Annotated in this window: 15 protein-coding genes; 3 read left to right on the forward strand and 12 right to left on the reverse strand. The window is 43.2% G+C overall.

Annotated features, from left to right (window positions below; translation table 11 throughout):
• Positions 1 to 177: 177 nt before the first annotated feature.
• From CES82_RS00005 to CES82_RS00015, 3 genes are all read right to left on the reverse strand, one after another.
• On the reverse strand, positions 178 to 6,654 hold the full coding sequence (locus CES82_RS00005) for a KxYKxGKxW signal peptide domain-containing protein (protein ID WP_098823274.1): 6,477 nt from the start codon (positions 6,652 to 6,654) through the stop codon (positions 178 to 180).
• A gap of 289 nt (positions 6,655 to 6,943) precedes the next feature.
• Entirely contained in the window at positions 6,944 to 7,666 is a 723-nt protein-coding gene (locus CES82_RS00010) for a DUF4811 domain-containing protein (RefSeq protein WP_098823275.1), read from the reverse strand.
• Positions 7,663 to 9,147, reverse strand: a complete 1,485-nt coding sequence (locus CES82_RS00015) for an MDR family MFS transporter (RefSeq protein ID WP_098823276.1) — start codon at positions 9,145 to 9,147, stop codon at positions 7,663 to 7,665. Before CES82_RS00015 ends, CES82_RS00010 begins: the two co-directional genes overlap by 4 nt.
• Before the next feature lie 221 nt (positions 9,148 to 9,368).
• Between CES82_RS00015 and CES82_RS00020 the strand changes: the two genes are divergently transcribed.
• Positions 9,369 to 9,806 (forward strand): MerR family transcriptional regulator, encoded by a 438-nt coding sequence (locus tag CES82_RS00020; RefSeq protein ID WP_098823277.1) that lies wholly within the window; start codon positions 9,369 to 9,371, stop codon positions 9,804 to 9,806.
• A gap of 58 nt (positions 9,807 to 9,864) precedes the next feature.
• Here the strand turns inward: CES82_RS00020 and CES82_RS00025 are convergent, their stop codons facing one another.
• From CES82_RS00025 to CES82_RS00035, 3 genes are read right to left on the reverse strand one after another with little or no spacing between them, the layout of a single operon-like run.
• Positions 9,865 to 10,800, reverse strand: a complete 936-nt coding sequence (locus tag CES82_RS00025; protein ID WP_098823278.1) for a DUF4097 family beta strand repeat-containing protein — start codon at positions 10,798 to 10,800, stop codon at positions 9,865 to 9,867.
• Positions 10,797 to 11,435 carry a DUF1700 domain-containing protein gene (locus tag CES82_RS00030; protein ID WP_098823279.1) on the reverse strand — a complete coding sequence of 213 codons (639 nt, stop codon included), beginning with the start codon at positions 11,433 to 11,435 and terminating at the stop codon, positions 10,797 to 10,799. The genes CES82_RS00025 and CES82_RS00030 overlap by 4 nt, the downstream gene beginning before the upstream one ends.
• Positions 11,428 to 11,748: a PadR family transcriptional regulator gene (locus tag CES82_RS00035; RefSeq protein ID WP_098823280.1), complete on the reverse strand. Its 321-nt coding sequence runs from the start codon at positions 11,746 to 11,748 to the stop codon at positions 11,428 to 11,430. The genes CES82_RS00030 and CES82_RS00035 overlap by 8 nt, the downstream gene beginning before the upstream one ends.
• Positions 11,749 to 11,894: 146 nt before the next feature.
• On the opposite strand from CES82_RS00035, the gene CES82_RS00040 reads away from it, so the two are divergent.
• On the forward strand, positions 11,895 to 12,329 hold the full coding sequence (locus CES82_RS00040) for a pyridoxamine 5'-phosphate oxidase family protein (RefSeq protein WP_098823281.1): 435 nt from the start codon (positions 11,895 to 11,897) through the stop codon (positions 12,327 to 12,329).
• A 75-nt stretch (positions 12,330 to 12,404) separates the two neighbouring features.
• Here CES82_RS00040 and argD read toward each other — a convergent pair whose 3' ends face one another.
• Genes argD through argC form a run of 4 tightly spaced genes read right to left on the reverse strand, consistent with a single transcriptional unit; the run spans position 12,405 to position 16,588 of the window.
• Positions 12,405 to 13,547, reverse strand: a complete 1,143-nt coding sequence (gene argD / locus CES82_RS00045) for an acetylornithine transaminase (protein ID WP_098823282.1) — start codon at positions 13,545 to 13,547, stop codon at positions 12,405 to 12,407.
• Between the two features lies 1 nt (position 13,548).
• Positions 13,549 to 14,295 carry an acetylglutamate kinase gene (gene argB / locus CES82_RS00050; RefSeq protein ID WP_098823606.1) on the reverse strand — a complete coding sequence of 249 codons (747 nt, stop codon included), beginning with the start codon at positions 14,293 to 14,295 and terminating at the stop codon, positions 13,549 to 13,551.
• 12 nt (positions 14,296 to 14,307) lie between these two features.
• A complete protein-coding gene (gene argJ, locus CES82_RS00055) occupies positions 14,308 to 15,516 on the reverse strand; it encodes a bifunctional glutamate N-acetyltransferase/amino-acid acetyltransferase ArgJ (protein WP_098823283.1) in 1,209 nt (402 codons plus the stop codon).
• A gap of 34 nt (positions 15,517 to 15,550) precedes the next feature.
• Positions 15,551 to 16,588: an N-acetyl-gamma-glutamyl-phosphate reductase gene (gene argC, locus CES82_RS00060; RefSeq protein WP_098823284.1), complete on the reverse strand. Its 1,038-nt coding sequence runs from the start codon at positions 16,586 to 16,588 to the stop codon at positions 15,551 to 15,553.
• 323 nt (positions 16,589 to 16,911) lie between these two features.
• Here argC and CES82_RS00065 point away from each other — a divergent pair, with 323 nt between their 5' ends.
• Positions 16,912 to 17,760 (forward strand): helix-turn-helix domain-containing protein, encoded by an 849-nt coding sequence (locus CES82_RS00065; protein ID WP_180245608.1) that lies wholly within the window; start codon positions 16,912 to 16,914, stop codon positions 17,758 to 17,760.
• Between the two features lie 498 nt (positions 17,761 to 18,258).
• Here the strand turns inward: CES82_RS00065 and CES82_RS00070 are convergent, their stop codons facing one another.
• Positions 18,259 to 18,720, reverse strand: coding sequence for a universal stress protein (locus CES82_RS00070; RefSeq protein ID WP_098823285.1), 462 nt, complete (start codon positions 18,718 to 18,720; stop codon positions 18,259 to 18,261).
• A gap of 161 nt (positions 18,721 to 18,881) precedes the next feature.
• Positions 18,882 to 20,300, reverse strand: a complete 1,419-nt coding sequence (gene arcD / locus CES82_RS00075) for an arginine-ornithine antiporter (protein ID WP_098823286.1) — start codon at positions 20,298 to 20,300, stop codon at positions 18,882 to 18,884.
• Positions 20,301 to 20,320 lie beyond the last annotated feature (20 nt).

A 20,320-nucleotide genomic window follows, 5' to 3' on the forward strand; every position in this document is an offset into this window, starting at 1 on the left:
GGCGGGAATGCCCGTTTTTTATTTAATAGTGTACAAAAAATCTGTTGTCAGTAATAGATATAATCTATTACCAACAACAGATATTGTAGAACCGGGATTTTCGCACGCTACGTATGTGAGACTTTAACGTATAAATCATGAGAAGGAGATTTAAACGAAAATAACGTAACCTAATTATTAAAGATCTTCACGACGCTTCTTTGCTGCGGCTAGACTAGACAGTGCAGCGATTAAACCTATAAATCCAAGTGCTGCCACACCTTGAGCTTGATTTTCACTAGTCTGTGGCAACTGACTTTTATCTGTTGCTGAACTATTATTTTGACCATTAGTAGCTGTGCCATTTTCGGTATTCGTAGCTGTAAATGTACCTTCAGTAGCTGTACCACCTTCAGCATTCGTAGTTGCAGACGTACCAGCGTTACCGCCAGCTACAGCACCACCTTGAGATGTACTATTGCTAGTACCATTAGCGTCACCAGCTACAGCACCGCCCTGTTCACTGTTATTGTCTGTACCATTGTTGGCACCGTTAGTTGCAGTACCATCTTGCGGAGTTGTGGTTGTGGTTGTGGTTGTGTTCTTGTCGGTAGTGTCACCACCAGTAGGTGTCGTGGTCTTATCAGTAGTGTCGCTACCAGTAGGCGTAATGGTCTTGTCTGTAGTGTCGCTACCAGTAGGCGTAGTGGTCTTGTCTGTGGTATCGCTACCAGTAGGCGTAGTGGTCTTGTCTGTGGTATCGCTACCAGTAGGCGTAGTGGTCTTGTCTGTGGTATCGCTACCAGTAGGTGTAGTGGTCTTGTCGTTATTAACAACATTGATAGTCAACTTTGAGCCATTTGGTTCAGTAATAACAATCTTATTATTGTCAATTTCGTAGCTGCCACCTTTGCCAGATAAAGTACCCTCGGAACCAGTTTTAAGGTTCTCAGTTGTTTGACCGTCTGGACCAGTAATGTTATAAGTGCCATTACCGTTCTCATTGATAGTGTAGTTACCATTCGGAACGCTTACGGAAGTTGCAGGAGTACCATTTTCATTAACTGTTACATTAACCGTAACGTCACCTTTATCACCGTTCTCAGTTGTTTGACCACCAGGGTTAACAACAGTCGTACCGCCATTAGGATCGTTAGGATTAGTAATATTCAACGAACCATCCGAGTTAATAACGTAGGTATCACCATTTGGTAAAGTACCAGTCTGACTTGGCTTAACAGTAGTTGAACCATTTGGCGTCGTCAACGTGTACGTGCCATCGCCATTGTTAATGTAGGTCACCGTTGTTGTATTCTTACCATCATTACCACCTGGGATAGTTATAGGTGTCGTTTCCCCACCTAAACCATAGTAGTAGGTGTTAGTCGTGTAGTAATTGTTACCACCCTTATTATCACTTGGAGTACCTGGGTTAACCACAAATGTCTTCTTATCAGGCGTAGTGATACTTAACGAGCCATCAGGAAGAACAGTGTAGGTATCACCATTTGGCAAAGTACCAGTGTTCCCTGGTGTTACAGTCGTTGAACCATTTGGCGTCGTCAAAGTATACGAACCATCAGGATTCTTGGTGTAGGTGATTGTCGTAGCCATTGAGCCATCACTACCACCTAGGATAGTGATTGTTGCTCCCGTTGAACCATTTAAGCCATAGTTGTTAGTCGTATAGTTATTGGTCGTACCACCATTGTTAGTGATTGAAGTACTACCACCTGGGTTAACTGTGAACTTAGATCCATCTGGGTTAGTAATTGTCAACGAACCATCTTTGTTAACCGTGTATGAACTGCCATTTGGTAACTTACCAGTGTCGCCTGGTTGAACATCCTTGGAGCCGTCTGGTAAGACAATGGTGTAAGTGCCATCTGGATTCTTCGTGTAGGTGATATTGGTAGTTGCATCGCCATCTTTGCCAGGTAAGGTAACCGTAGTGCTGCCACCATAGTAGTTGTTGTTAATAGTTGAACCATTACCAGGGTTGACAGTTGTCTTGGAACCATCAGGGTTGGTAATTGTCAACGAACCATCTTTGTTCACAACATATGAGCCACCATTTGGCAATTTACCAGTGTCACCTGGTTGAACATCCTCCGAACCGTCTGGTAATACGATTGTGTAAGTACCATCTGGGTTCTTGGTGTAAGTGATCGTTGAGGTCTTGCCATCACTGCCAGCTGGCAATGTGATGGTAGCCATGGATGGACCATTTGAACCATAGTAGTTGTAGATGTTAGTCGTACCACCATTATTAGTCGTTGAATCATTACCTGGGTTGACAGTTGTCTCAGAACCATCTGGATTGGTAATTGTTAACGAACCATCTTTATTTACAACGTATGAACCACCGTTTGGTAACTTACCACTATCACCTGGTTGAACATTCTTGGAGCCGTCTGGTAAGACAATGGTGTATGTGCCATCTGGGTTCTTAGTGTATGTGATTGTTGAATTCTTACCATCACTACCTGCTGGCAATGTGATAGTAGCCGTGGATGGACCATTTGAACCATAGTAGTAGTTGTTGGTCGTACCGCCATTATTAGTTGTTGATGAACTCCCACCTGGGTTAACCGTAAACGTAGAACCATCTGGATTGGTGATTGTCAATGAGCCGTCCTTGTTGACAGTGTACGAACCACCGCTTGGTAACTTACCAGTATCACCTGGTTGAACATCCTTGGAGCCATCTGGTAAGACAATGGTGTAAGTACCATCTGGGTTCTTGGTGTAGGTGATATTGGTCGTTGCACCGCCATCTTTACCAGGTAAGGTAACCGTCGTGCTGCCACCATAGTAGTTGTTGGTGTTATAGTTGTTAGTCGTGGAACCATTACCAGGATTGACAGTTGTCTTGGAACCATCTGGATTGGTAATTGTCAACGAACCATCTTTGTTAACAACGTATGAACCACCGTTTGGTAACTTACCACTATCACCTGGTTGAACATCCTTCGAACCATCTGGTAAGACAATGGTGTAGGTGCCATCTGGGTTCTTGGTGTAAGTGATCGTTGAAGTGTTCCCATCACTGCCTGCTGGCAATGTGATGGTAGCTGTCGACGAACCATTTGAACCATAGTAGTAGTTGTAGTTGTTAGTCGTACCGCCATTATTAGTCGTTGAATCATTACCTGGGTTGACAGTTGTCTTGGAACCATCTGGATTGGTAATTGTCAACGAACCATCTTTGTTAACAACATATGAACTGCCGTTTGGTAATTTACCACTATCACCTGGCTGAACATCCTTCGAACCATCTGGTAAGACAATGGTGTAGGTGCCGTCTGGGTTCTTGGTGTAAGTGATCGTTGAAGTGTTCCCATCACTGCCTGCTGGCAATGTGATGGTAGCCGTCGATGGCCCATTTGTGCCATAGTAGTTGTTAGTAATGTTAGTGGTGTTGTCAGTAGCACCGTCGTTGGTAGTGGATGAACTGTTAGCAGGGTTGACAGTAAATTGAGAACCATCAGGATTGGTGATTGTCAATGAACCATCTTTGTTAACAACGTATGAACTGCCGTTTGGTAATTTACCAGTATCACTAGGTTTAACATCCTTCGAACCGTCTGAAGAATCAATCGTGTATGTGCCATCTGGGTTCTTCGTGTAGGTAAACGTTGTAGTTGCACCATCTTTACCAGGTAAGGTAATGGTCGTGCTCGTTGCACCATCTTTACCATAGTAGTTATTGATATTGTTATTGATAACTAGACCGTTAGATGACGTTGCACCATCAACTGGGTTAACAGTTGTCTTGGAACCATCTGGGTTAGTAATCGTCAATGAGCCATCTTTGTTGACCGTGTATGTCCCACCGTTTGGCAAGGCACCAGTGTCTCCTGTTTTAACATCCTTTGAACCATCTGGTAATACAATCGTGTATGTGCCATCTGGATTCTTAGTGTAGGTGATAGTTGGCGTAGTGCCATCTTTACCAGCTGGTAAGGTGATAATCGTGCTTGCGGAGCCATCTTTACCGTAGTAGTTGTTGATGGTCGTGTAGTTTGTGGTCCCACCACTGGTTGATTCACCATTAGCGTTACCAGGGTTAATCACAAAGGTCTTATTGTCAGGCGCAGTGATGCTCAATGAGCCATCGGGAAGAACGGTGTAGGCATCGCCATTTGGTAAAGTACCCTTATCACCGGTCTTAACCGGAGTAGTCTTGTCATCGACCGTTATTGATAATGTCCCATCTGGATTCTTAGTGTAAGTAACCGTTGAATTCTTGCCATCGGTGTCACCTGGTACAGTGACAGTTGCCGATGATGGGCCCTCTGAACCGTAGTAGTAGTAATTGTATGTTGTCGTGTTATTACTATTAGTTTCGCTATCACCACCGTCATTATTTGTGGTCGTAGTCGTGTTTGTGGTAGACGTTGTGTGCGTCGTACCATTATCAGGATTTACAGTATCAGTCTTACCATCTGGCGTGGTGAATGTAATTGAACCATCCTTGTTAATAACGTACCTAGTACCATCTGGTAATGTACCAGTGTCACCTGGTTGAACCACCTTAGTAGAACCATTTGGCATGTGAAGAATAACAGCGCCGCTTGGCGTCTTTTCAACAGTCACAGTGGACATTATTCCATCCTTACCAGGAAGGATGACGACCGTATCTTTACTATCTGGTTGAGTTGGTGTCCCTTGACTACCGTCTGGATAGAAGGTGTAACTGCCACCCTTACCATCATTAACGGTAATAGTGCCATTTGGATTTACAGTGAAGACACCACCATTTACATCAGGCTTGGTTGAGGCACCTGGTTGAACAGTTTGAGTTGAGCCATCTGGGAACGTGAAGATAATCGAACCATCAGGATTCTTAGTGGCTTGAGCGCCGCCACCTTGCCCTGGAACATTAACGGTAATTGGGTTGGTAGTCGTTCCCTTGTTAGGGTCAATCGTGTAGGTGTTGCCCTTACCATTATTAAAGGTAATCGTTCCGTCTGAGTTTACCTTGAAGTAACCACCATTTGCATCAGGTGTGGTCGAATCGCCAGGTTTAACTGTTTGCTTTGAACCATCTGGGAATACGAGGGTTACTGAGCCATCAGAATTCTTGGTAGCTTTAACATCCCCATTTTGACCTGGAAGATTGTTAATGGTTGTGATAGTCGTGGTGGTTGACGTACCAGTAGAAGCATCCTTACCGCCATTCTCCAATGACTTCAAGTTTGAGTTAGGATCCTTAGGGTTCGTGCCATTCAAAATTTCTTGCAGATCAGTATCACCGTCACCATCGGTATCTTTACTGCCTGAGTTAGTATCTAGGATAGTTTCAAAACTGTCTGGGAGACCATCGCCATCAGTGTCTTTAGCATTAGCATTACCATTGTCGGTAGGGTCAGCATTGTTAGTGATGTTAGTAATGTTAGTGATGTTGGTAGTAGAGCCAGCAGTATTCTTCGTATCATTTGAGTTGTTATATGGATTAACAACTATGTTACTGCCATCTGGGTTAGTGATACTTAATGAACCATCAGGAAGAACAGTGTAAGCTCCACCATTTGATAAGGAACCCGTGTCACCAGTTTTAACGGTTATTTCACCATCATCGGTCTTAAGAGTTTCAGTATTGTCAGGATTCCTGTTAAAAGTAATTATATGAGTCTTGCCATCCTTACCAGCTGGTAATGTAATATCAGCGCTTGCAGGACCAGTTTTATCATCTGGTAATGTAGTATCAGCTTTTGCAGGCCCAGTTGTATCGTCGGTATTACTTGGAACAGTATTAATAATATTCCAGGTATCTGCAATACCATCGCCATTAGTATCTTTATCAGTTACAGTAGGTTGCCCAGTTTGGTCTGTAGTAGCCTGGCTTGACTTAATGTTGTACTTGTTACCATTTGGATCAACAAAGGTAAACGTGCCATCTGAGTTAGTGGTAAAGCTACCACCGCCTGGTAATGTAACAGTGTTAGTAGGTGCTTTAGCAGTAGTATCAGGAGTACTTGAATCGTCGCTTTGTGGATCAATTGACGTTGCATCAACAAGTGTCTTAAATTGAGCATCAGTTGAGCTGCCATTGTCCGGCTTTACAGACGCTTGCGATTGTTCCTGTGCAACAGGTGCTGCTGGCGTAACTGCCTTGTCAGCTGGTTGCGCTATATTCGCTGCTGGATTAGTCGCCTTTTTAGCTGGTTGCGTTGTATTCAAAGCTGGCGTAGCTGTTTTATCAGCTGGTTGTGTTGCATCTGAAGCTGGCGTAGCTGTCTTGTCAGCCGGTTGCGTTGTATCTGGAGCTGGCGTAGCTGCCTTGTCAGCTGGTTGCGTTGTATCTGGAGCTGGCATGGCTGCCTTGTCGGTCGGTTGCGTTGTATCTGAAGTTGGCGTAGCTGCCTTGTCGGTTGATTGTTCTGTGGCCGATGGTACAGGTGCAGTTGTCCTTAAAGTTGTCGAATTACCATTACCAGTATCATCCCCCGTTACAGGCTGTTGCTGTGACGTTGGTGTTGTATCAGCCGTTTTAGCTGATGCTTGAGTTGATGTCAGCCCAAGTAAGCCAGCACTTAATGTAAATGTAGCAACCCCAGCAAAAAGCCACATTCTTCCTGCCTTATACATTCGATAATGTAGTAGCGTTGATTGGTTTTCTAAAGCTAACTTACGATTATTCTTAGATAAGTTTTTTGAGCCTTTTCCCATAATATTTCCCCCTCAATAATGAGATATTAACAAAAAAGAAGCAAAAACAACACTTTATCTTATACAGCCATATACTACAACAGAAATAACTTTAATTAAAGCCTAATTTACAAGATTTTCGACTAATTTTTGGTTGAAAAATAGGGTGTGATTGAACACGTTCCATCAGCTCCGTCACTACAGAAAGTTATGGTTTCTTACTATAAATAAGTATACAAAAAAACGGCCATTCTCTTCACTGAAAGAATGGCCGTTTGAATTTTAATTAGCGTTTAAACAGTTTAGATGATTATTTTTGAACCTGTTTGATCAACTTTTGAACAGCCTGTGCTTGGAACTCACCTGTCAATTGCTTTTGCAGTTTAGCCTGATCAGCTTTTGACATGGTTGGGTTCTTCATCATAGCAGCTTGCATCCCCTTCATCACGAAGGCCTTACCTTGTTGCTGTAGCTGTGCTTGATAAGTCTTGTTCTTCATTTGTTTTTGAAGAGCTTTAGACTGAGCAACTGAGAGCACAAGCCAGTTCTTGTTAACTTCGATCTTGTTTGTCCGCTTAACGAACTTGTGGTTTTCGCCAGTGAAGGCAAACCAGAATTTGGCAGCATTATTCTTATAACGCCAACGGGTAACCGTGGTCGTCATCTGAGTGGTGCCATTGATCCGAGTTAACTTATTCTTTGTATCGCTATTAGCCTGAGTATGAACTGGCTTCTTAGCTTTTTCACTGTTCTTGTAAATGTAGACTTGATGACTGTTCTTTGAGCCAATTGGCTGGTAAAGAATCATTGACATCTGCTTGTTAGGACTGACGGAATAGATATTCTTCGTCGTAGTCGTTGTATATTGTTCCAAGCCGTAATGATCTTGCCAGTTTTTAACAGCATAAACGCTGGAGACAACTAACCCTAGAAGGGACAAAATCGTTAAAGTAATACTGACAGCATTGTTTTCAATATAGATGAAGAAAACGAAAGCTAAAACGGCAAAGAGTCCAAGTAAAATTAAGATCATTTGCTTTCACCCCCATTTTTTTCAACGTAATCACTAGCATTACCACGGTTCTTCATGAAGAGGGCGGTGATCACAGCTAAGAGACAGAAGACTGCTGCAGCAATAAAGGCTGCGTGATAACCATTTAAAGTAGCGTTAATGGCATGATCTTTGTATACTAATGGATCAGTCTTCAACAAGTGCTTACTTGGCATATTGTCATTAGTAACGTTAGTCAAGATACTGATCAAGATGGCAGTACCCACTGAACTGGCAATTTGACGTTGCGTGTTGTTCACGGCAGTCCCATGACCGATCAAGTTCACTGGTAAAGCGTTCATACCAACAGTAGTTGCAGGCATCATAGCCATTGAAATACCGAACATCCGAACCGCATAAAGAATGATGATGTAGGCAGTTGGTGTGTCCTTGGTAATAAAGATGAATGGAATTGAACCTAATGTTAAGAGCGTCATACCCATGATAGACAGGCGTTTAGCACCATAACGGTCAACGGCACGGCCCGTAATTGGACTCATGATGGCCATCATAACGGCACCAAATAACAGCGTTAATCCTGAATGGAATGCTGACATACCTTTAACAATTTGCAGGTACAAAGGAATGACCATTTCAACACCAACCATGGCCATCATTGAGATTGAACTCAAGATTGCCGAAATCATGAATGGCTTTGAACGATAAACCCGCATTTCCAAGAAAGGATCATCCATCTTCAGTTGACGCCAAACGAATAAGCCAACGAAAATCACACCGATAATTAATGAGACGATAACCGTTGTACTGCCCCAGCCATCGTTACCAACTGATGAGAAGCCGTAGAGAACACTACCGAACCCAATCGTTGACAGGATAACTGAAAGCACATCGATGCCTTCCTTTTTCGTTTCCAGAACTGGATGCATAAAGAAGAGACTACCAATAATAACTAAAGCTAGGAATGGTAATGTCATTCCGAATAAATCACGCCAGGTGAAGCTATCAATAACCCATCCAGAAAGTGTTGGACCAATGGCAGGTGCCACACCGATAACGATACCGGCAAGTCCCATGGCAGTCCCACGCTTTTCTGGCGGGAAGACTGACAACATAATAGTTTGCAGGAGTGGCATGGTTACACCAACACCAACACCTTGAAGCAAACGACCTGTTAACAGAATGCCAAAGTTAGACGTTGGTGCCGTATAAGCGACCAACGTGCCAGCGAAGAAAATCGTCATTGCAACAATGTATAACCACTTGGTATTAAAACGTGTACTTAACCAAGCACTGATTGGGATCATAATCCCGTTAACCAGCATAAATCCGGTAGTTAACCACTGAACGGTCGCAGTTGAAACGTTGAACGCGTTCATTAAGGTCGGAAATGCTGTAGATAAAATAGTTTGATTGAGGACCGTAAAGAAAGTACCGACCAATAAAACAATGATCAATAACCCTCTGTTATAGGATTTCCCCTTTGTGTCGACTGCGTTACCCACTAATTAAAACCTTCTTTTCTTTTTATGTTTACTTTTAAACGACTGACAACTACTATAATAACTTGAAAGGTATTTGTCAACTATCTTGACAAATTTATTTGATTATATATACTAGTCATTATGAAATCGGATGAATATATTACTAAATCTAACAACTAGAATCCTATTCTAATAGGAAAGAAAACCGTTACATTAAGTAAATAGGGAAAAGAGGAATTTTTTTGGACACTGAGGAACACGATGCATTTAAAGCTTTTAGTCAAAAAGTAAACTGGCACCTTGGTATCGGTGATGTGGCAGCCGCTACCGGTGTATCACAGAGTCAATTGAGATACTGGGAACAAAAAGGCTTCATTGAGAGTGAAAAAGTGAATGGGCAGAACCGAAAATATTCATATGACATGCTCATCCGGGTCTTCATGATCAACAGTTTTATTAAAGAAGGCTTCACTTTAGCCGCTGCTGTAAAGCGGGCATCAGAACATCGCGAAACGATGAAACTATTGAGACAATCCATGATTGACCGTTTCCAAGGGATTGAAAAAGTCGATGGTTATCCCGCGGTCAATCTGGGCTACATGGATGATGAGCATACTAAGGTGCTCTATCTGGTCGTTAAAGAAAACGGTACTGACATTAAAATCGTCCCGAAAAACTAATATGAACTGTTTAAAAAGGAGTTTCCAGTCATTCACTGGAAACCCCTTTTTTGATTATCTACCTTGTTACCGTCACATCACCATTCGACGAATTCAGTTGGAAGGTTTGACCATTTGATTTAGCCTTGCCGTAATTATTCTGACTCTTTCCGTAAATGGCAGTATCACCATTGGAACTGCTGGCGTGAATTGCTGTGCCATTTCGTGGCATGATTCGAGCCGTTACATCACCATTACCGGAATCCGCTGTCAGCATATTGTTAACGTCTTGATCTTCAAGGTTAAGATTCCCTTGAGCGCTAGTCACCGTCAAATTCTGCCAACGATTATGACTCAACATCACATCACCATCGCTTGAGCGAACCCGGCTGTCGGCCTGATCAAACCGACTGTTACGAATCGTCACATCGCCGGCAGAATTAAGGTTCAAACCTTTATTATAAGTGACATTATCCATGTTGGTATCACCATAAGTTTCATGCAGTAACACCAAGGATTTCGAAATAGTCACATTTGAAAGGTTTAAATCCCCATTGCTAGTATTTTTAAAATTTTCAATGGCTAAATCAGCAACGGTTAAACTCATTTCTCTACGATTATCGATAGTTTTGATCTGCGTTTTCTTTGGTACCGTCACTTCAATCTTTGGTGAGCCCATATTCGTATTAAAGTCCCCCAGCATAACGTGCGTTTTAGCACCACTTGAAATGGTCAGTTCATTCCCTATGACGCTGGTTTTAATCTGATCACTCTTATTACCATGCACCGTCACTTTTGCCACGTTGCCACGGTGAACCGAAACGGGGCCGTAGACGTCGGCATCAATCTTAACGGTATCAACCCGGTTAATTTCACGAGTTTGGGTGATTTTTTCGTCAGTCTTTAACCCGTTATCCCAGTAAACCGACTTAACGCCGCCCTTACCGATACCAACCGCCAGCATGATACCGCCAACAATCAAGATGATGAGTCCAGTAAAGAAAGTCTTTTTCATTTTTGGTCACGCTCCTTTTCTGCCTGGTTGCGAGAGGTTAACTTACCATATAACCAACGACTGAAGGATAAGGTCACGTGGATTGCACCACGAATTAACCAGTTGAATGCTGGAATCAACGCGATGAAGAGCCCGATAACCATTAACCCGCCACCGATATACACTAATCCGGTTGTAAACGACTGACCGATAATACCAATTCCAACGCCAAGTACAACTATTCCGGCGACGACTAAAGCAACGATCGTCACGATGATGGCAAAAATAATTGCTGCAGCTCCGACCATCACACCAAACAAAGTTGCCAACACAGCAATGGCGATGGGAATCGTTAGGGGTGTGGACAAAATGGCCAACAGAATTAGCCAAATCGTGCGAACTTGACGGCGTGAATGGGCTGCTCGACCACTCATAGTCTGACCCTCTTCTTCAGGGGAATCCAATAACCGAATCGAGTAATCAGCCAGAACTTTTCGCGCTAACTGACGTGGTGATCCTAGCTCAGCTACAGCAGCTTCGTATGTCTCAAACCCACCATCCGCTAAGTATTCCGCGTAAAAGTTCACAACTTCATCCAGTTCATCTTCACTCAGCTGATTGAGATAAGCTTTAAACTCCGCGATGTATTTATCCATGATTATTTTCATCCCCTAACATTGAATCGATACCTAACTTAAAGTCTTGCCACTCTTTTTGAATTGTTGCCAAACGCGCTTTTCCATCCGCCGTGATCTGATAATAACGCCGGTTACGACCCTGATATGGCTCATCATAAGTCGTTAGCCAACCGTTTTTCTTCAGCCGCCGCAGTACTGGGTACATAGTGGACTCAGATACCGTGATGGCTTGCTGAACCCGTTGCGTCAGCGCGTAACCGTAGTAGTCTTGCTGCGCCAAGATTGCCAGCACACTGCCATCTAATAATTCAGAACTGACTTGTATGGCCATACCGTTTACCTCCTACAATATTATACGTCATATAATATGATTCCAAACACAGTGTACTTGAGTTAATAGATCTTGTCAATTATAAGATGGCTGATTATCGTAAAAGAGATATAATAGACTAAGCAAACTTCAAGGAGGAAACTATTATGACCACCAAAGAAACCTACACTTACGTTTTAGAAAACGCCATGAACTTGGCTTTAGCCACCGAATCATTGGCAGGCCACACGCCTAATGTCCGGACCGTTAACTTTTTATATTTCCCCGAAGAATCCGAAAACACCGTGTACATTGCAACTGCAAAAGATGACGATAAGGTTAAGGAAATTGCGGCTAACCCGCACGTTTCATTTACAACCACACCACTTTCAGTTGAAGATTCCAGCACGGTCAGAGTCACTGGTGCTGATACCAAGATGGTAAACGAACGTCGCAACGAGCTGTTCGTCACCATGGACAAAAAGTACGCCAGCTTCTCAGTCTTTGATCAAAAGGCGCGCGACAACATGAACGTTTATGCTGTCACCTTTAACGAAGCGGAAGTCTTTGGCCACGGGATTCATAAAATTTCTTTTGACTAACTCTTTTCAAACCAAATAAAATAAGCCTGCTATTTCGCCGTCAATGGCTGAAAAAGCAGGCTTATTTTGTTTGATTTATTTCTCTTCAAGTGTCTGATAAATCGTATGCAGACCACTCAACAAGTCATTCTTACTCATCACTAACGGTGGTAACAAACGTAACGTGTTACCGACTGCTGAAAGTGTCAGCAGTCCTTTTTTGTGTAGCGCTTTAATAACGTCGTTGACAGCTAGATCATCGGTCAAATGAATTCCAATCATCAAACCTCGACCACTGACTGATTTAACGACTTTTAAGTCATCAAAGCGATCCAGTTCAGCCCAAACAGCCCCTGCTTTATCCTGAACTTTTTCCAAAAAAGCTGGCGTTAGCTGAGTCAAAACAGCTTGTGCAGCGGCCATTGTTAGTGGATTGCCGGCAAAGGTTGAACCGTGAGTACCTGGACCAAAAGCTGATCCCAGTTTAGCTTTACCAATCATGGCACCCACGGGTAACCCGTTAGCCAAGGCTTTAGCCGAAGTCACAATGTCGGGATCCAAGCCAACCCCTTGATAGGCAAACTTGTAGCCAGTCCGGCCAATACCAGTCTGCACTTCATCCACAATGAATAAAGTGTTCGTTTTCTGGCATTTATCCTGAACCGCGTGCAACCAGTCTTGGTCACCAACGATGACGCCACCTTCACCTTGAATCACTTCGAGGATCACCGCAGCCAAATCATCCGTAATGGCATCCAAAGAACTCATGTCGTTGTAGTCCGCAAAACTAATGTCTGGGACCAATGGCGCAAACCCTTCTTTAATGTGGTCATTGCCAGTCATAGACATTGAACCATACGTCCGACCATGAAATGAATGGTTGAATGACAGTATCTTTGATTTACCTGTGGCTTTACGAGCCAGCTTTAGGGCAGCTTCATTAGCCTCCGTACCAGAATTAGCAAAGAAGACTAACTTATCTTCGTCGCCAACTAAGAGTTCAGCAACGGCTTCTTGCAGATGGTTTTGATAGAGGTTAGAAATATGCCATATTTTGGTAAGTTGCACGTTCACAGCGTTTTGAATCTTAGTGTTTTGATAGCCAAAGTTGCAAACGCCGATACCTGAAGTGAAATCTAAGTAGTCTTGGCCCTGATCATCTGTAATAACGACGCCATTGCCAGAAATCGGTTCAAACGAAAACCGGTCATAAGTTGGAAATACGTGTGTCATACTCATTTCAATCGGTTACCTCCATTTTTAAAGTTGTTCCAGGATGGGTTAATTGATCCGTGATGCATACCGCGTGAACCCCGGCATGAACAGCTTCAACCGCTGCTGAGAGTTTCGGTTGCATCCCATCTGTAATCACTTTGTCTTCAATTAGTTGTGGTAGGTCTTGTGGAATCATCGCAGAAATGACTTTACCATTTTTTAAAACGCCGGGAACGTCCGTCAGCAAATAAAGCTGGCTGGCTTTTAAAACCCGCGCAACATCCGCAGCCGCCGTATCAGCGTTCACGTTCAGCCATTCGCCATCTCGAGTGAGGGCAAGCGGTGCTAAAACGCCGATTTGACCACTCAGAATCTTAGAAAGGGCCAGTTCATTTACGCCAGTAATACTGCCTACCGCACCGTATTTAGCTTGATCGACATACGTTCCCGTCAGTAATTGCTGGTCAGAAGCATTCAAACCAATCGCAGCCAAGCCTTCGTGAGCCAACCGCATCAATAATGCGGGTTGGGTATTGCCTAACAACACCATTTTTGTTAGCGATAAAGTTTCTTCATCCGTAACCCGGATACCGTTTTTCTTAACGGTGGGAATATTCAATTTCGCTGACAACTTAGAGATTTGCGGACCGCCACCGTGAATCAATAACACTTTTTTACCGGCTTGACGCCATTGACGCAACTGCTCGAAGAAGTCGCTGTTCAGTTTTGAAATGGCGTTGCCGCCAATTTTAACAATGATAAGATTCACGATTCGCACTCCCTTTTAAGTATGATAACTGGCATTGATTTTGACGTAATTATAAGTTAAATCACAACCCCAGGCTTGGCCTGAAGCTGAACCAACGTGTAAGTTAACGTCAATAACGACTTTGTTAGCCCCCATACTATCACTTGCTGCCTGCTGGTCAAAGGGTAAACCCAAACTATCTTCAACCATTTTAATACCGTTGACTTCAATATCCACGTGTTCAATATCCACGTGGGCGTTGGTCATCCCAATGGTAGAGATGATCCGGCCCCAGTTAGGGTCTTGCCCAAAGATGGCGGCTTTCACCAAGTTGGAACCGACGATTGCCTTAGCAACTTCTTGGCCTTCAAGGTCGCTGAATGCACCCTCAACGTTGCATTCTACCAACTTAGTAGCACCTTCACCATCTGCAGCAATCTGCTTGGCTAATTCTTGCAAAACCAAATGCAGGCCAGCTTGGAAAATTGAAAAGTCAGCATCATCGGTACTGGCCAACTTAGGTGCGCCAGCCATACCGTTCGCCATGACCACAACCATGTCGTTGGTAGAAGTGTCGCCATCAACAGTGATTTGATTAAACGTCGTGTCAACGTTTTGACTTAAGGTCTGTTGCAGGAGTTCACCATCGATACCAGCATCGGTTGTCACAAAGCCCAGCATCGTGGCCATCTTAGGATGAATCATTCCTGACCCTTTTGCGAAACCGGTGATAGTGACCGTTTTGCCACCCATTTTAATTTGAACGCAGGCCTGCTTAGGCTTTTTGTCAGTGGTCATAACAGCCTTTGTCACGTTGTCATCGTGATGCGGGCTTAATTTTTCAATTCCCGCCGTTACCTTATCCATTGGTAATTGGGCGCCAATTAATCCCGTGGAAGCCACACCGACTAAGTTTAAATCGATGCCTAATTTTTCGCTCATCAATTTCTGTTCAGTCAGAGCATTCTGTTCACCTTGCTTACCCGTACACGAGTTAGCACAGGCGCTATTCATAACAACGGCTTGCAACTGATGATCTTGGTTAATCGTATTCTTGGTGAGTTTGGTTGGTGCCGCCTGAAATTTATTGGTGGTGTATGTACCGGCAGCACTGGCTGGTACTTCAGAAACAAGGTAGCCAAAGTCTAGTTTGTCACTCACACCAAGCCCCATCTCAATGCCATCGTTATAGTATCCTGTGGGCCATTGGAAATTTGTTAATGTCACTTCATCGGTTTTTATCATACGCGTTCTTCTTTCTCATTCTCAATTTTTGGTTTTAAACAAAGGCTGGTAAGGTTGGCAGCCCTGTCGTTTCAGTTAAATTAAACAAGTGATTGAAGTTTTGAACCGCCTGTCCAGCGGCACCCTTCATTAAATTATCAATAACACTGATCACCATTACGGTCTGAGTAATCGGATTGTAGACAACACCGATATCACAGTTGTTTGTGCCAACGACTTCTTTTAGATCCGGTGTTGTTCCGTCCAAGACGTGAACAAAATTCGAATCTGCGTAATCCTGGTTGAAAGCCGCCATCAGTTTTTCCTGATCAACACCCGGTTTAACTTTGGCGTAGATGCTTGCCATCAAGCCAGTGGTGAGTGGTAACAGCGTGGTACTGAACTGAATCGCGTTAACGGATCCGTTCCACTTTTTGAGTTGAGCGACGATTTCTGGAATGTGTTTGTGGGTGTTCAATCCATAAAGCTGCAAGTTATCGTTAGTCGCCGTGAAGTGGGTGATTGCTGTTAGCTTCTTGCCAGCACCGGATGTACCTGATTTGGCATCCACCACGATGGTATCTGGATCAATCAAATCACTTTGAACCATGGGAGCTAAACCTAGGAGCGTTGCGGTTGCGTAACAGCCTGGGTTAGCAATGTAATTGGTTCCCGATTGATAAAAATCAGCTAGACTGTAAGTTGCTTTTTGCAAATGTTCAGCTGATGCAGCTGGTTTGTGATACCACTTCTCATACTCTGCCGGATCTGGTAAACGATAATCGCCAGACAAATCAATGACTGGAAAATCAGCATCGATAAAGTCACTAGCGAGTTGACTTGAAACCCCAGCGGAAGTTGCAAAGAAGACCGCTGCATTGTCCGCCATGATCTTTTGCGGATCAAACTTTTGAATCTTGATGTGTTGTCCATGAAAACCCGGAATCAATTCATCGAGATAGCGGACCTCACCATCTTTCCCTTCATCTTGATGTCCATATAAATTAATTTGGTCGATTGCCGGGTGCTTAGCGAGCAACGTGTAAAGCACTGTGCCACTGTAGCCGGTAACGCCTACTATCGCAACGTCCATTGGTTTCACCTCACAAATTTTTTGTTGTTATTTCGTATGCGTCTTACTATAGGCGCATCATTTAAAAAATGCAATATTTTTTATTGAATTTATCAAAAAAAGCCTAATTTATGTATATTATCTACATTTTTAATGCTAATATACATTTATTTTTGAATAATAAGCACTAAAAACAGATGGACAAATTCGGCTTAACTTTCCTTTTAATAATTGTTAGCGTTTACAATAAAAGTTTCATTTCTAAACTCGATTTATGACCAAACGACAGTCATATAATAATCTGTTATAATATAATTCAAATACTAGATATGAGATGATCAATCATGAATATTGAACGCTTTATCAAAGCGCGTAAAGCGATGGATCTATCACAGGCTGAACTCTGTGATGGCATTTGTACGCAAGCGACGCTAAGTAAATTTGAAAATTCCGGTAAGGCACCTGCGATTCGCATCTTGACGCAGCTCTGTGCCCGTTTAAATTTAACACTTGATGACGTTTTTCCAGTTAATCCGCCAGCTCAGTCAGAAGCTAACCAGCTACTGGATCAAGCTGAATATAAACTGATTACGAGTGAATACGATAGTGCTAACGATGACCTCGATCAGGTTGATTTTGAAAATCTGTCACTTCATGGTCAGATGCAGTATTACTTTGTGAAGGGCTATTTATCAGCGTTACTGGAAAAACCAATTGCTGATACCCTGTACTACTTCAACTTGATTCTTAACGATTTGGATGATAGCCATAGTACGATTTTTACTCAACTGGCTTATACCGGAAGTGGTATCGCCTACGGACATAATAATGAGAATCAGAAAAGTGAATTTTACTTTCAGAAGGTCTTTGAAGGGTTACACATCCTGCCGTTGACCGATAATAAAGCCATTTGGCGTGCGCTGAACATGGTCTTTTATACCGCTGAGTATTTTGCCCACGTCAAAGACTACAAAACCAGTGATTCATTATTACAGTATGGCTATGAAATTTGCGCGAATAATCACGTCACTTATTATTCAGCACGCATCTGTTTCCGTCGTGCTCAAAACGCCATTGCTGAGGGCAAGGATAGTGATACGATCACTGATCTGTTGAATGATGCTAAAGCCTTCGCTCGAATGAATGATAACCAGAAGCTGTTGGCGCGTATTGAAAATACTAACGTTAAGTGAAATGCGAGAGAGTGTGACATAACTCGGTAGATTCCAGAATTTAACACAAAAAATACGTATTCCGACGAATTTTGTCGGAATGCGTATTTTTTGTGTTAAATGGCCGGAATCTGAGTTGTGGAGCCATTTTAGGCTAGATTAAAGTATTGAACTAAAGTAAATTTTAAATTGTATTTCAGTTAAGAAATCGGATGAAACTCTTACCAATATAGACTGGTGTCATCGTCTCTTCTTTGATTTTTTTAGATTGTCGAAACGTGCTTAGGGGAGCAGAGACTTGCACGTAAGTAACTTATGGTAAAAATCCAAGTTCGGGATTTCCACCATAAGTTACTTACGCTCCAGTCTCTAACCGCTCCCCTTCACACTCTGTTTTTGAAACGTGCTACAGCAAGGCAGACAGCTGCATGTAAGTCAAGCCCCTCACAAATCCCAGACCCATGGATTTATGAGGGGCTTGACTTACACTCCGCTATCTAAACGCCTTGCTTCCGCACTCTATTTTACAATAATCGTCGACACTTCTGCTTCTCTCATAATCGCACCTGCCACATGGCCAATTCTTAAATGACCCCGCCGCCTATGCGACCCCAACAGAACCAAATCTGGCTTGAAGTCTGGAATAATTTCCTCCAAAATGACCCGCTCCGGTTTCCCTTCACCGATCAATGGTTTGACTTCCCTTACGCCAAACGCTCTTGCTTTACCCACGTACGTATTTAGATCATGATAAATATCATCTCTACGCGACTTAATAATGTCTGGTGACAATGATTGATAAATGTTCATGTCACCTGTCTCCATCACCGACACAATTCCCAGGGTGATATCAAACGTCCGGGCCAACGTGCAGGCGTAATTAAACGCCTTACGCGATGACTCATCATCGTCATCGTCCACAGCCAATAACAGCCGTTGATAACTCATTTCTTCCGCTTCAAAATCGTCTTCTGTCAGCATAATGCCCTCCTAGTCTATTGCCACGAGTAATTCTGTTTCTCTGAAATAACTATAACATTCATGGACTAGAAAACAAGCATTATTTAGGTTAACCAAACAATTTATTTTTATTTTATTTATTTAAAGACTATCTGAATTAACAGAGTGGATAGATATTAAGCTTACAGTGAAAGTCTGCCCATTAACATCATTGCAACGGTAATCACCGCACCACTGAAAATCAAAATCGATGCTGACCACTCCAGCCGGTTCAAGTAGTGCCCAGTATTAGTTTTCAAAGTTAAGGCGTAGAGAATTATTCCCGGCACATAAACCACTAAGCAGATAAACAGATACTGCAGGCCAGACAAGGTGATCCCCACCAACTGAAATGTGAGTGCAGCGATACCGATCCACATCTGCAGCCGGTTACCCTTGGTACTGCGGTTCTGCCAAGAATACTTGATCTGATATGCCGCCACGATAATGTAGCACACCACGATTGAAGCAGTACACAAACTGTACGCGAACTCATAGGCCTTCTCAGCAAAAATGAGGATAATCATGAACCCTTGCACCATGCAGGCGGTGGTCATCAGGGCCAAGGTAGGCACGCCATGCTTATTCTTTTTAGCAAACCGCTTGGGCAATAATCCCTGTTCCGCCATCATACCTAGAGTTTCGGCTGGTAACATGGTCCAAGACAGCCAGGCGCCCAGAATCGAGATCAGGAGACCAATACTGATAAAACTACCGCCCCACTGGCCAACCATTTCTTCAAAAATGTAGACCATAGCGGGCTGTTTCATGGTGACTAACTCTGCACGGGAAAGATAACCATACGGCAGGATTGATGCCAAAACGTAAATCAGCAGTAAGCAACTCACACCGATTAACGTCGACCGACCCGCAATTTTACGACTTTTAGCCCGGGAAGCTAACACGGTTGCTCCTTCAATCCCAACAAAGACCCACATCATAATCATTAAACTACTACGAATTTGCGGGGCAATAGCACCAAGAGTAAAGGTTCCTCTGAAGTTACCCCAAAACTGAGCCGTGAAAATGTGACCATTAAACAGAATAATCGCCACAATGATAAACGTTAAGATGGGAATTAATTTGCAGACCGTTATGATGGTGTTCATCAAAGCCGCACTTTCAATCCCATGATTAACCAAAAGTGTCAGTGACCAAGCAAGTACACTGGCTACCAGAATCGATATGGGACTATTACCTCGCTGAAAGACGGGGAAAAAGTACCCTAACGTACTCATAAATACAGTAGCAAACGCCACGTTGCCTAACCAGGCTGACATCCAGTAGCCCCATCCGCTGATAAACCCAACGAAAGAGCCAAAACCCGCTTTACCATACGAAAAAATACCTTCTAAGTCAGAACGTTTATTCAATAAATTATTTAAACAGGACGCTAACATTAAAATTCCGAACCCAACGATCGCCCAGGATATCATCGCTGCCCCTGGGGATGCAGCGACAGCAAGATCACTGCTCAATGCAAAAATACCGGAGCCAATCGCTGTCGTTACAACCATGGCAGTAAGTGAAACACCGTTGATTTTGTGAGCTTGTGATGCCATAGGATTTCCCTCATTTCTTG

The organism is Secundilactobacillus silagincola (assembly GCF_002583405.1).
Classification (GTDB): Bacteria; Bacillota; Bacilli; order Lactobacillales; family Lactobacillaceae; genus Secundilactobacillus; species Secundilactobacillus silagincola.